The 13166-nt window shown below is 65.1% G+C and carries 7 protein-coding genes and 2 pseudogenes; 2 read left to right on the forward strand and 7 right to left on the reverse strand.

Going from position 1 to position 13166, the window contains the following annotated elements; genetic code table 11:
• Nucleotides 1–318 precede the first annotated feature (318 nt).
• Nucleotides 319–573, reverse strand: coding sequence for a hypothetical protein (locus ACZ4Z1_RS38085; protein ID WP_468491263.1), 255 nt, complete (start codon nucleotides 571–573; stop codon nucleotides 319–321).
• A 108-nt stretch (nucleotides 574–681) separates the two neighbouring features.
• Here ACZ4Z1_RS38085 and ACZ4Z1_RS38090 point away from each other — a divergent pair.
• Nucleotides 682–1043: pseudogene (locus tag ACZ4Z1_RS38090) on the forward strand (transporter); the annotation flags it as partial.
• A 387-nt stretch (nucleotides 1044–1430) separates the two neighbouring features.
• Here the strand turns inward: ACZ4Z1_RS38090 and ACZ4Z1_RS38095 are convergent.
• From ACZ4Z1_RS38095 to ACZ4Z1_RS38115, 5 genes and pseudogenes are all read right to left on the reverse strand, one after another.
• Nucleotides 1431–4451: an NB-ARC domain-containing protein gene (locus tag ACZ4Z1_RS38095; protein WP_468491264.1), complete on the reverse strand. Its 3021-nt coding sequence runs from the start codon at nucleotides 4449–4451 to the stop codon at nucleotides 1431–1433.
• A 182-nt stretch (nucleotides 4452–4633) separates the two neighbouring features.
• A pseudogene (locus ACZ4Z1_RS38100) lies at nucleotides 4634–5068 on the reverse strand (transposase family protein); the annotation flags it as partial.
• 125 nt (nucleotides 5069–5193) lie between these two features.
• Nucleotides 5194–6675 carry a UvrD-helicase domain-containing protein gene (locus tag ACZ4Z1_RS38105; RefSeq protein ID WP_468491265.1) on the reverse strand — a complete coding sequence of 494 codons (1482 nt, stop codon included), beginning with the start codon at nucleotides 6673–6675 and terminating at the stop codon, nucleotides 5194–5196.
• Nucleotides 6668–8929, reverse strand: a complete 2262-nt coding sequence (locus ACZ4Z1_RS38110) for an ATP-dependent nuclease (protein WP_468491266.1) — start codon at nucleotides 8927–8929, stop codon at nucleotides 6668–6670. Before ACZ4Z1_RS38110 ends, ACZ4Z1_RS38105 begins: the two co-directional genes overlap by 8 nt.
• Nucleotides 8930–9626: 697 nt before the next feature.
• Nucleotides 9627–11498, reverse strand: a complete 1872-nt coding sequence (locus ACZ4Z1_RS38115; protein ID WP_468491267.1) for an HNH endonuclease — start codon at nucleotides 11496–11498, stop codon at nucleotides 9627–9629.
• A gap of 215 nt (nucleotides 11499–11713) precedes the next feature.
• On the opposite strand from ACZ4Z1_RS38115, the gene ACZ4Z1_RS38120 reads away from it, so the two are divergent.
• Entirely contained in the window at nucleotides 11714–11944 is a 231-nt protein-coding gene (locus ACZ4Z1_RS38120; protein ID WP_468491268.1) for a hypothetical protein, read from the forward strand.
• Here the strand turns inward: ACZ4Z1_RS38120 and ACZ4Z1_RS38125 are convergent.
• On the reverse strand, nucleotides 11941–12423 hold the full coding sequence (locus tag ACZ4Z1_RS38125; protein WP_468491269.1) for a hypothetical protein: 483 nt from the start codon (nucleotides 12421–12423) through the stop codon (nucleotides 11941–11943). The genes ACZ4Z1_RS38120 and ACZ4Z1_RS38125 overlap by 4 nt on opposite strands.
• Nucleotides 12424–13166: the final 743 nt, after the last annotated feature.

The raw sequence follows: 13166 nt of genomic DNA on the forward strand, positions 1-13166 counted from the left end.
CAGTTACACCCCCGCTGACCAGCGGAAACGGCAGTTGGTGCGGATCCTTGGAGCGGGATGGCCCGGAAATGGTCCGGATCTTGGTCCGTTCGTCCGGCCCGTTACGACGTGCACGCCATCCACGAGAACCGGCGCAGCATCGACCCGGTCCGCTACCGCTTCTTCGGGTGCCCGTGCGGCCGGCGGCGCTTCGGAGGGGGCTGCCCGCGGAGGTCGATCAGGTCCTGCTCAGTCTTGGGTCGTCGCCCGGTACCTGATGGCGTGTATGCGGGTGGCGCCGGCCGGGAGGCGTGTCGGGCAGGCGCCACGTTCGGCGGGTCAGGAGGCTGCGGGGACGAGGTTGCGTTCGGTGCCGAGGTATTCGGTGGTGGTGTCCTGGTAGAGGGCGGTCTCGCCGTCGGACCAGCGGATAACGAGGTCGTCGGTGCGGCCGTTGCCGGTGAAGTTGCCGGTGGTCATCACCGTGGAGTGGGTCCAGGTGCTCCACTTGCCGCCCCCGACGGTGTGGGTGGCGCCCAGGCTGCTGGTGGTGGTGCCGGTGTAGGTGTTGATGGAGCCGTCCTTCCAGCGCACCAGCAGATTCCACTTGCCCGGGAAGTGCTTGGCACGGTCATCGGTGTCCCGCTTCAGCTGGCGCGGAATATCCGACTGCGCGGAGGCCGGGCGGCCGGAGGGATCCGTCGTCGGCGCGCGGCCGTGGTGTCCGGGGCGCGGATACAGGCCAGCTCCATGACTGATTTGGCCAAGGCTGCCGACGAGGTGCTCGTCGGTCTCGGATACGGCGTCACCCGAGTGCAGCGCAAGCAGTACGCGGCGTACCAGCGGCTGCGGAACTTTGCCTGCCTCATTCCCCCCCATAGCAGTCCGAGGTGCTGGTCTATCTGAAGGCCGACCCGGCTTCGGTGGACCTCGTTCCCGGCTTTACTCGGGATGTGACGGGGCTCGGCTATCACGGCACGGGTGACTTGGAGGTGCAGCTGCGTACGGAGCGAGACCTGGAGCGTGCCCAGGCTCCGTTTCGGCTCAGCTATTCCGCGGCCTGACAGGACCAAGCCTCGTGGCGTTAGTCCGATTGCTCGAGTGAGGTTGTGGGTCGCTGCGTGCTGCCTTTCGACGGGGTGGTCAGGAAGTGGCGGTGGAGCTACAAGTATTTGGTGGATCCCCGGTTTCGGTAGCCGGGGACCCGCCGCTATATCGCCGCCGTCTTCCTTTGCGGGCCCTCGGCCTGCTGCTCTCGGTCCTCTGCAGCAGTTGGCTTCCGGTGTCGGCGCCGGCCTTCCCCAGGGCGGACCTGAGCGCCAAGACCACGAAGGTGTCCGGATTCCCGCCGGACACCACGACGCTGTGTCAACCTGGCTGCCGTCATCGGCAGGGGACTTTCGACCACCTGCACCGCGTGGTTCGAGTCCGCCGGGAAGAGCGTGATCAGCTCAATCGCCGCGGAGCCTCATGCTGACAGCGGAAGCGGAGACGACCTGGGAAAGTAGCCTCCAACCGAACTCGTCTTCCCGGTTGAGTGCCGCCGCGTCGAGACCATTGAGGCCCTCGTGGATTTCGCGAATCGCGTCGTGCTCCCGGTCGCACACGGCTTCCAGGAGGCGCAGCGTCTGCATCTTGAAGGGCATGCAGGTCACCCCTGCTTGGAGACTGAGATGCTCGACCGCCATGCGCGACGCGATGCTGACGAGAAGGGATAGAAGCTGCTGGCACTCGGGGGCGGGTGGTGCGTCGGCTTCGCCGATGAGGACCATGAGTGCGGTGCGGCATTCGGGCACGCCGCGGGCGGTGGCCAGCCCTACTCGCAGCCCCACGTTGTGCAGGGTCTTGGCGATCACCTGCGGGTGCAGCGGCTGCTCGACCGCGTACGCGTGGATGGTTTGAAGGTGTTCCAGGGCATCGTTCCATCGATGCTGATAGGCCAGGGACTCGGCGACGAGGCCTGTCAGTTCGAGGCGTTGTGGGCCGCGAAGACCGTCGTCCTTAAGCAGCGTTCGGCAGCGCTGCTCGACTTCCTCGTCGGTCATGAGCCCGGTCGTGAGGGCGTTATTGATCTGGCCGATCTCGTGCTGAATGCGCAAGGACTGAGTGGCCGGCATTCGTTGGCGCAGGGAGGCGAAATCGGCTGTGAGGGCTTGTACCTCTGGCTCCAGGGCGCCCTGGCCGGTGTGACTGCTAAGCACCGTCAGGCAGTTGGCGACGGCCATGGACACGTCCTCGGGCCGGGAGTCGGCCAGTTGGAAGGCGAGGTCTCGGGCGCGTTGCAGATGAGGCAGCCACACTGCGGATGCCTCACCGGTGTTTCTCAGTACGTCCGCGAGCTGGGAACGGGTCTTCAGCTCAAGCATGGGGGCCGGTTCCTTGCGGGTCAGCAGGTACTCCAGCTCGTTCTCGAATGCCTGCCGGGCGTCGTCCAGCTTCCCCCGCAGCACGTAGGTACCGGCCAGGTTGCCCCACATGATCGCCAGCGTGTCCGTGGCGATGCCCAGTCGGCCGGCATGGCTGGCGAGGCTCTGCACGTGCGGCAGGACCGCCAGGAGATGCTTGTCGTCATTCGCCTCGATAAACGCCGTCAGCCACCCCTGAGCATGGTACGCAGCTCGGCTCAGGATCTCGGTCACGTCGGTGCGGCCTTCCGCCAGCGTGCGGATGACATGCTGCACGATCTCGTTGACGTTGATCGTGTCATCGACGCCTTCGCAGTGCGCGGTGGACCATTCCTGCTGAGGCAGCGTGCACAGGGGTTCATCGCGCCGGGCCAGTGACTCGGCACGCAGCGCACGATGCATCTCATGGGCGTTGAAAGGGACCTTGGCCTGCGGGCCAAAGACCGCTGGATGGCGAAGACCCGACCGGACGGCGTTGTCGCTGGACATCAGGGTGGAGAAGTAGAGAAGCCAGATCGGAATCTGCCGGGAGGCGAAATAGGCTGCGGGGAACAGCGCGTGGGCTGCGCCCTCGGACGCCGGCTGTAGCTCTTCCTTGTCCATCAGGCGCTTCAGAGCCAACCGGATGGCTCCGACCAGCGTCTCAGGGTACCCGTGCGGAATGGCGTCTCGGTCATTCAGCGCCAGGTCACGGATCTGCCCCAGATAGCGGCCCGCTTCCCTGAGCCCGAACTCGCAGCCGGCAAGGTGACCGCAGGCGAGCTCTATCGCCAGTGGCCAGTACTCAAGCTGTTCTGCGAGAGCCGCAGCGGTCCCCTCGCTGTCGGCATCACAATCTCCCTCATGGTGCAGGCGCATCCTGATCAGCTCCGTGGCCTGATCGGGAGTCATACTCTGGATCGCTATCTTGGCTCTCTGGGTTGCCCAACTGACCTGGTTGGTCGAGGTGATGAGGACGTGGCCGCGCCCGCTGCTCGGAACCCAAGGATCCACCAAACGGCGGTCGACGACATTGTCGATGATCACGAGCCAGGGGCGTGCCCAGGAGCTCAGTAGCGTGCGCACCCGGTCACGGAGCCGACTGCTGTCGGTATCTGGGCCGTTGTCCGTGCGACGGAGCATCCAGTCGTGAATGCTCTGGAAGGAGGAGCGCAGGGACGTGCTGCTCTCGCCGTCCACCCAGAAGATGTGGTCGTAGGAGTCGGCCATGTCGTAGGCGTAGTCGGCGGCGGTACTCGTCTTGCCGATGCCGGAGGGGCCGAGCAGCGCGCAGGTGGGAACCGTGCGTTCCCGTCCGCTGCTTGTTAGTGCCGCGCGGATACGGTCGATGAGATCCGGGCGGGGGACATCTGGTGCGGCCGGCACAGCCCCCACCAAGATCCCCCAGTCGAACTCGCCGAGTTCATAGGCCAGATGGCGCCCGGGGGTGAGGAGTTCCTCGCGGAACCCCGCCAGGGGGAACACGCCGTCGAACTCGCCCGAAGCGCGACGGTGGATCTCGAATGCCAGATAGTTCGTCAGTCGGCTGGCAGACTCATGGCCAAGTCCGCGGCAATGCTCGTTTCGGAGTCGCCGCATGCGTTCCCGGAGCTGATCCCGCAGTTGATACCGCTGCCTGGAATCCACCGAGATTCGTGCGCGGCCCAGTCGGTGCAGCTCGTCATCGCTCATTCCCGCCGGCTCGTCCCGCCAGCGTCCGCGCTCCATCAACCGCTGAAGGTGCTCGCGGAGCTCGTATGGATCGTCGACACTCAAGGCCCGGTCCAGCTGCACCGCCTTGGGGTGGAGCCGCATGTTCGTGATCAGTCGGTACGACCCTGCCCGCGGCCGTGCGCGGATCATCCGAAGCAGGATGCCGAACGCATCAGGAGCAGACATCTCCGTACCTGAACCGCCGGACTTCACCTGGGCTGCATGGATGCTGCCGCGGTGCTGGTCGACAAGTTCGAAGTCGATTGCGTCGGGGTCCGTCGAGTCTTCATCCGGGGTGGTTGCGGGTTCGATCAGCGCTGCAGCGACTCCGGGGTAGCGGTCTTCTGCGGCATCGAGAAGCGCTTCCAGTGTCACGAGGTACTGGTATTGGAACCCATCTGCTGCCGCCCGCCCCCCGCGCTCCGCCACCCGGTGCCCCTCCCGCCCGTATGAAGGTAACCAACCTATCGGGCACCTCGGACATCGGTCGCCTGAGGCCGTACGGCGGTGGGCCGGCTGGGGGTATAGCGTGCTGCGGTCTGACCACTGAGGGCTCTTCATCCTGACGCGGCAGCGAGGTGAAGGGCGAGAACGGCCTCGTCGATCGCGGTGATGCGGTTGGTACTGCAACACAGCTTGCTCAGGAGGCGCCAGCCCTTAAACGCGGCCATGGCCTGCTCGCCAACGCAGCGGATCTTGGCATTGGTGGTGTTGTGACGTTATTGCCACCGCTTAGGGCGGCGCCCCTTGAAGGGAACTCGGATGTTCCGGGCCGCGCCTTGGTATGCCTTGTCGGCGTCAGCCTTGAGGCCGGCCTCGCCGAGGGCGTCGATGATGCCGTGCTCGCGGGCGCCGCCCTCAGGTCGTGCCGTCGCACCGGGCAGTGCGGGCGAGGTCCACAGCAATCTCCCGAATGGACCGGCCAGCACCTGAACGTGCATGCCATCGTGCCGCTTCTTGCCGGCGTAGGGCCGGTCCGCGGCGATCCGGTCGAACTACACAAGGCCGGGGTGCCCCCGGCAACCCTTCGCAGCCACCTGGTTGTCGAGGAGTAAACTCCTGCTTCCCGTGGGGACGTCCACGATGTTCGGCTTGGGATGTATGGGGCGCGCCACTTTCAAGTTAGGGCAATGGTGTTGAGGCGGGCGCGCGTGAGTGCCACGTACAGGGCACGATGGTCTGACCGTGCAGGGTCGAGGCCGTGCGCCAGGGCCGCAGCGTCTGCCGGGCTCAACCTAACGGCTACGGTGTTCCACTCACGTCCCTTGGACTGATGGGCGGTGAGGCCGGGTATGAGCTGGTCGTTTGCGAGCCGTTGCTGTAGACGATTCAGGGCGCGAAGTGGTTTGCGTGCGAGCTGTGCTGTAGTGATTACCGGAATGTGCTCAGCGAGATTGCGTGTCAGTCTCCGCCACACCACGGCCGGTTGGTCGCCGTTCTTGAGGTCAGTTGTTGCGGACTGCAGGCTGGGACGGAGCGTTGTCGCTAGCATTTCTCTTTCCAGCCCGAGCGTGACCAGAGCGTCGTGCAGAAAAACTGCCTGCATGCCCAGCGCATTCTGTGCGGTCTCATTGAGGAGCAGGGTGCAGATCGCCTCTTGAACCTGACCGACGCCTGGCTTGATAGCGAGGGGCAGGACCTGTGGATCGCACTCCCATAGTGCCTTCCACTTGAGGGCGATGACCATATCGGCATTGCGGGCAGAACCGGCCTGCAGCGTGACGGGCAGGCGTCGTCGTAGGCGCTGTGTAAGCCATGCCTGTCTGTCGGTTCCCCACCGAAAGGAGTCGTCCAAGTAGTGTGTGGAGAAGCCGTTCTCGCTTATGTACGCCGCCATGGCAGCGGGACGAGCGCCTCTGAACTGATAGAGAGCCTGCCATGGATCGCCGACCAAGGTGAGAGAACTGGACGCTGACGCAGCGAGTGAGAAGATCTCCCGGTCCAGATCATTGGCGTCGAATACCTCATCTACGATTAATGAGCGCACCGAGTTCTCGAAGTACGAGATTAGTGCTCGGCGCGCGGGATCAGCTGTCAGAGCCCCCTGAAGAACCTCCCGTACGTTGTCATGAGTGCACGTGCCGGCCGAGACGGCTCCCTTGAAGTGCAGGGGTGAAGGGTGGCTGGCGTTCCGGGGCTCGTTGACGGTTCTTATGACGACGTGGCCGCAGTCGACCTGCAGAACGGGCCTTATGCGGCCGGGTTTTGTTGGGAGGATTGACCGCCATGAGTCCAACACGTCAAGTTCCGTGTGTTCTCCTGGCCAGTGCAGAACGCCTTCATCGAGTAGGTGGAAGAGCAGGTCACACAGAAGGGTGTCCAGGGTCACGACGCGATGCGGCCAGTGCAGTGAGGCCGAACCCCATTGCTGGGCGGCCCGCGTACGCAATTCTTCGGTGGCTGATCTGGTGAAACTGAGCGCTACGACAGCGCGTGCATCGGTGGGGGTGGCAAAGCGGTGCAGGCCGAAGCGCAGGGCCGATACAGTGGTCTTTCCGGAGCCGGGTGCCGCTTCGATATAGACGCGGTCATGGGGGCTGCCACTAGCGGTGAGCTGTTGGGGTGTCAGTGCATGAAGACCTGTGCTGGTTCTAGGCATTGTCCTGTTCCTGCGGCCAGGCTCCGGGTATCGCTTGCGTGGGCCAGCTTCCTTGCTGGCGGCCTGCCGTGTGGTTCTGCCGAATCGGATGTGAGCGCAGGGGATAATCCCAGTCCGGGGTTTCTTCCCCCTCGCTTGCCGCGGTATCGAACTCGTGCTCTGGATCGGTGGGCTCGTTCTCTGGCCAGTACGCCGGGTCGTCGAGGTCCTCATCCCAGTCGATGACGTCAGGCAATCGATCCCAGATGGTGTCGGGAGCAAGCCACTCGGGCGGTTCCATGGCGGCGTCTTCTGACGTCAGATCGCGAGGGGAGCCTGGCGCGGCTGGATAGAGGAAGTCGAAGAGCTTTTCGAGGTGATCGGGTACGGATACGAGGGAGAAGCCGTCGTCCGCCTCGCGGGCGGCGTCGTTGGCTTCCCGGAGCGCCGCGGCGAGAGCGAGGGCGAATTCGGCCTTACGCCGCGCACCCCGGCCTTCTTTGACTGCTTCCTCGCCGTCCTTTCCGGCCCTCCGACTGGCGAAGTAGGACCGAACGTTGTCGGCGGTGACTTCGGCCAATGGATGGTTTGGGTCGACCACCTGTTGGGCTTCCGCGACTAGGCCCTCGTTGCCCGGAGTGATCGCCGGCTCGAGGGTGGGATGACTGATGAAGACCCGGACAACGGACGTGTCGTGCTCTGCAGCCCACCTGGGCATGTCGCGCGTGCTGTCGAAGGGAAGGTCGCTGTCGCTATCACGGAGGATCGCCAGCTTCGCGCACAGTTCCTTGCCCGGGGTCGCCAGAAGATGGGCAGCCCACTGGCCGACTTTGGTGCCCATAGGGACGATGCTCAGGGCATCAATGAAGGCTTGCTTGGCTTCATCGTCACCTGCCCAGGCACGGCCGAATTCACGCACCACCGCGCCCTCGGTAACGCCTTCGACCAGGAGCAGGCGTTCGGCGAAGAGAGCCGACGAACGACTCGCGTCCAGGTGCAATCTGGCCATGCGGAGTGTGGCATCGCGATGCTGGTCCGGGACAACGTCCTTGACGCAGTGGCTCACACTTCCATGGTCGGTGCGACGCACGACGACGAGCTCGGTGGGGTCGCAGGCTGTGATGATGTCAGTCGCGTGACTGGTGAGGATCACCTGTAGCTCGGGGCGCGCCTTGACGGTTCTGCGCAGGTAGCGGACCAACGAGTGTTGCAGCTGGGGATGGAGATGGGCTTCTGGCTCCTCGATGACGACCGTTGCGTGAAAAGGGGCTGTGGAGAAGAAAGAGTCTTCCTCGGAGGCCGCCTCAGCTTGTGCTTGCGCCAGGTTCTCGAACGCTTGCCGCGCCTGCTCCTCCTCGGATGGGGATTGGCGCTCGCCGCTCTCCGGTGGGTTCGTTGAGGCGAGGGGAACCTCGGCGGAATCAGGTATCGCAGCCAACGTCACGGCAATATGGAGCAGATTGACGTACCCAAGGCCAGAGACCTCCAGAGGCCGGGCTGCGGAGCGGCCTTCGATCACGGCGAGCATGATCTCCAGGACGCGGGCGAGATAGGTGTCGTCGATGACCTGGCCTCGCACGTAGGGCCATTGTGGGTTCACGCCGGCGGACAGTCTGCCCAGCTGCTCGCCGATGCGTGCCTCAACGGCGTCTATCAAGCTGTCCTTGGCGAGATCCTCTAATAGCCGTGAGGCACGGGCGCGTAGAGCCACCAGGTTGCGGCTGCCATGGAGTTCCTGCTGCCGTGCGCGTAGCAGCTCCACCAGGATGCGCACCTCGCGGCGCGCCAGTTCGTCCAGTGGATGACGCCAGGCGGGAAGATAGATCAGCTTGAATTGGTCGATCTTCCGGGCGAGGCCGTGGCTGCTTGTCAGGCGCGAGGCGACTGTTCCTAGTTGTCGGTGAAGGGAGACACTCCAGGATTCAGCTTCTCCGCCGAGCCGCCGGTGCCCTGTGGTGTGAAGCTCGCGGCCGAGGCGCCCCTCGGCGTGGAGGTCGTCGGCCAGGGCGTACGCGATGTCGATGCTGCGCTCGACGCCGGCATCAGGCGATGCCAGCGTGGCTGAAGTCGGCCTCGGGAGCACTGGAAACCGGTTTCCTGGGTGCGCGAGGTAGATCGCGTCGGTGAGTGTGGTCTTACCCGCGCCGTTGGGCCCGATCATCACACTGAACCTGCCAGGAAGGTCGCAGCTCAATGGCGTCTCTGCGCTCGCGCGTAGACCGCTCACCTTGACGCGGCTCAGATACATGGCAGGCCCCCCGATCGACTCCGTCACTCTGGCAACATCATCGCTCAGCGGTCCGCTGCACTGCGCAGTTTCCCCTTTGGAACGCTGGCCACCCAGGGCGGAGCTCCGAATGTGCCGCCCGCTGCGCGCATGGCTCCCGAGTCATGGGCTGCCAGTTCAGGAACAGCCACTGATGATGCGATGCCGAGAGTAGCGGCCAAGTCGTGGACGACGACCGCAGAGAACTTGATCAGCCTCAGGCCAAGCAACAGGGCGAGGAGCGTCAGGGCGATGGAGCCGTAGGAGGCTGTTTCGAGGGTTGCCCGGGTGTCCCGCGGCACTCGCCTGGTGTAAGGAAGCCTTCGCCCCGCCACCTGCAGTGCTTGGAGTGACGAGGTGAGGTTGCGGAGACGGGCACCGATAACCCGCCGATTAACGCGGAGACGCCAGGACTGAAGCCGTAATCGGGCTTGTGCGACATGCGGCGGGACCTACTGGGTGGTCGTGCGGGCCAGGCTCAAGGCGTCCCTTCCACGGGTGTGTATGAACCGATGGTGCCAGGAACGGGGGCGCTGTTGTGCCGTCTTACCTAAACGATCTCTGGCAGGGGGCCCAGAGGCTGGGGCGGCCACTGCAAGCACGGAACGATAGGGGACTCGGCCGCTGAGCGGTCGGGTCCCCTATTTGCCCTGGTGGGCGGCTGCGGAGGCACAGGTTTCGTGAAGAGCGGCGCAACCGACCGGAGTCAGCCCTTGAGAGCTCTCGCAGGAGACGATTCCGAAGGACCCGATTCCTTTCGGCCGAGGAATCGAGCGGCCACGGCCGGGTGGATGAATTTGTCTGGGCCGATCCCGATCGAGTCCTTGCTCCACTTACGCCAGTTGCAGCCCTGGTGAGCCAGCTGCACGTTGCTCAGGGCGTCAGCCCCGCCAGCGGCGATGGGTACTACATGGTCGATAGCGGCGGACAAGGGGTTCGGCCACTGTGCTGCCTGGTCTACCGGGAAGGAGCAGAGCTGGCACCGCCAACGGTCGCGTTCGAACACATCGAGTCGCCCGTATCGCTCGCGGCCATTGCCCCGGATCCGGGCCCGACGACGGTTCGCTGCATCTGCTTGCTGGCGGCGACGGAGTTCCGGATTTCCGGCCCACAGTCTGCGACGCGCTTCGTTCTTCCACGCCGGGAGACAAGCATCACAGCGGACCGCTGACAGCTGCTTGGCTGTGATGTCCGTCTCACAGTCCCGGCAGTGGCGTGTCCCCACGTTCTTCGGGTAGGGATTTGAGTACTGCCCGAAGTACTCCATGCACGCTTGACTGCACCACTTTCGGCGGGGGCCGCCGAGTGGCTGTCCGAATGATCGGCCGCAACCTGCCGCACAGTAGGTGATCTCATTGGCTGCGGCATTTCTTGCACAGCTTCGGCACCCGATGAGGCGCTGCCCGCGCGTGATGTCGGAAATCTTGACGGTCGTGCCGGTGCCGCAGTCCAGGCACTCGGCAGCTACTGCGAGCGTGGCCCGGGCGTAAGGTCCAGCCAGAACCAGTCGGAGACTTGCCAGAGCTCTGAGCGCCTCGGACTTGGGCAGAGCGCGGTCCCGACCGGCTCGGAGGCGTCGGAAACAGTGGACGCAAGAACCACCTCGGATCGCGTTACTGAGGAGCACCGCCGACTCCTCGCCGCAGCTCAGGCATGCGACCTTGACGGGCCGGTTACTGCCTTGGAAGGCCTCCAGCACCCGGTAGCCGTTGTTCGCAAACACTTCCGAGACGCAATGCGCACACCAGCCGGGTCGCCCAGATGCCGTGTATCTGATACGACACTGGGTGCACTTGGCCCCCAAGACGTCCCCGTAGAGCTTCTGCAGGCGTCGGTGCCGAGGGCAAAGTCCGAATGCGGCTGCCGCCTTCAGGCAGCCCTCAACAGCGCAGCAGCGCTTCTGCCGAGGAACTGCTTGGTGCAGTGGATTTCCGTGCTTGTGCCAGCGCGCGTAGTGAGTACGGCAGTACCCATGCGCGACGACCAGGCCGCCGCAACCTTCGAGAGTGCACTGCTTGAAATCGCCGGTCGAGAGGCGCTCCTGCCGCTTGAGCTCTGCGCGCTCACCACCTGCCCGCTGGGCGCACCGCTGGGAGCAGAACTTTTGCCACGGCATGGACTGCGGTGCGAACACCTGCTGGCAGTGGGCACATGCCCTTGTGAGGCTGGCGAGCTTGCGCTGAGTCTTGGCCCGGCGGGCCTCATTGCCCAATTCACGGCGCCGCTCCGCAGTGCACTCCTCGGAGCAGGTTTTACAGGCACGATGCTGGGTGGAGGGGATAGGGCCTGCGCATACCACGCAGACGAAGTGCTTCTGCGGGGGGCGGCGGGTACCCCGTTTGCTCGCAACGCCTCGTCGTTCGCGGCACTCCACCCCGCAGTACTTGGCCTGGGGAGCCCGGTCTGGTGGGATGCTGCCGCCACACCATGCGCAGGTTGATGCCATCTTCTGGTTCTCCATCCGGCTGTTGCCATCGGCTCGGTTCCGGGCAGGGTAACGGCAGGGTCTGACAACACAGTTGGTCAGATTGAGGAGGGCCGACGATCCGAACCGAAGTGACATGGAAGCTGCTGCCATGGGGGCACCGGATCTTGCAGACTTTAGGAAGCTCTCGCCGGGACTGCTCGACAGGTGGCTCGTGACCGCCGGAGAGCACGCAACGGATGGCGTACCAACCTTGCCGAAATGGGTTGGTGAACCGGCCGACGATTCAAGATCGTCGGATCGGGCGCTGTCTGCTGCGGTAAGCCGTCCCGTCAGCGAGGACGTATGCGCACTGATGGAATGACTCTGTGAACGGCCTGTTCCGTGACGTTCTGTCCGAGTATCTGGGAAGTCTTGCCGCCGTTCTTGTAATTGCCGCCGCCACGTGGGCGACCTGGCGGATCCGAAGCAGCTGGCGCTCCACTGACGAGCAGACCACCACAGAGGAGTTGGAGTGTCTGGGGGCGGGTGATTCCCGCCCCCATCCCAGTCTTCAATCCGCGATCATCTGCCTGATCAGTGAAGTTGCCGTCAACTAGCGGTGCGGGCTGCCCTCTCGCGGAGCTCCTCGGCTTCCGGGGACTCCGCTGTATCGCCGCAGGCGGACGCGCATGTCCCAGAGGGCAGCTTGGACCTTCACTGAACGGGTGCCGTCCGCGCAGGCGAGGAAGCCCCGCCAGGTCGCCATCGCGCCGTCGACGTAGTCTTGGCTGAGCCGTACGCCGCCAAGGTCGGCGAGGACGATGGCGCGGGTGCGGCGGCGGTCGAGGCCGTGGATGTCGAGGGCGAGGTGGAGGTGTTCTTCGGCGGCATCGAGGTCGCCGAGGCGGGAAAGAAGGATGCCGGATTCGTGGGCCCAGCGGCCGGGGGGGCGGTCGGCCCAGGAGCCGCCGCCCGCGGCGGCCGACTTGCCGATGTCGGTCTCGTACATGGCGAGGTGCTTGGTGGCCATGCGGCGGTCGTCGTCCTGGGCGACGCGGACGGCTCCGGAGAGGGCGGACCGCCGTTCACTGAACATCACCCTGCAGATCTCCGAATGGCTCGAAGGCCCTGTTCAGGTCCCGTTGGCGCCTGCCTGGACACGTGAGAGGAACCGTGGCGGCGATGCCCGCTGGCAGCGCACGGACCCTTACGAACCCGCCTTCCGGACTGGTCGGTGTCTGCTGTTTCCGCCCTCCGGGAGGCGCGGCGGTGAGCCGGGTCCCGTTATCCGACCCCGCTGGGGACGGCCCTGAGCTGGGTCTGGGCGGCTCGGTACGGCTGCTGGACTCGCGGCCCTCAGAGTCATGGTCCAGGCCGGGCAGTCGTCGGTGCAGATGCCGTTGGCGCACCCGCCGATCAGTGCCGACGACGTCCCTTTGGCTGGCGGCGCCCGATAGAGGCGCCGGCCCACGCGTGCCTCGCATCACAGCGAAAGAAGGAAAGCCGATGCCCAGCCAGCATGGCGACGACATGCACCCCGTGTCGGTCGCTTTCAGCGGCCCCGACAACACCGGGAAGACCAAGTCCACGAGGACCGATTGCTCGACCAAGCGGACAGAGCCTGGGGGCGGCGTCGCAGAGCTGGGGCCGCTCGGCGGCCCAGTACGGTTAGTTCTGCGCCCAAGTCGCCTGCGACGTCGCCCTCACCCGGCCGACACACGGCGGCAGGTGCCAGCGGCAAGACTGGGCCGCTCGACTGCCACGCCGGACATACCCCGCGGAAGTGGTTCCACGCGGGCGCTGTTTTGGTCCGCGGCAGGTCCGGGAGCGCCTGCTTGG

Source organism: Streptomyces sp. NPDC030165, from assembly GCF_055573595.1.

Bases quoted from the DNA above. Each gene is read 5' to 3' on its own strand.
- ACZ4Z1_RS38105 (WP_468491265.1), bottom strand. From the start codon at position 6,675: ATGCCTAGAACCAGCACAGGTCTTCATGCACTGACACCCCAACAGCTC.
- ACZ4Z1_RS38115 (WP_468491267.1), bottom strand. From the start codon at position 11,498: ATGGCAGCAGCTTCCATGTCACTTCGGTTCGGATCGTCGGCCCTCCTC.
- ACZ4Z1_RS38125 (WP_468491269.1), bottom strand. From the start codon at position 12,423: ATGTTCAGTGAACGGCGGTCCGCCCTCTCCGGAGCCGTCCGCGTCGCC.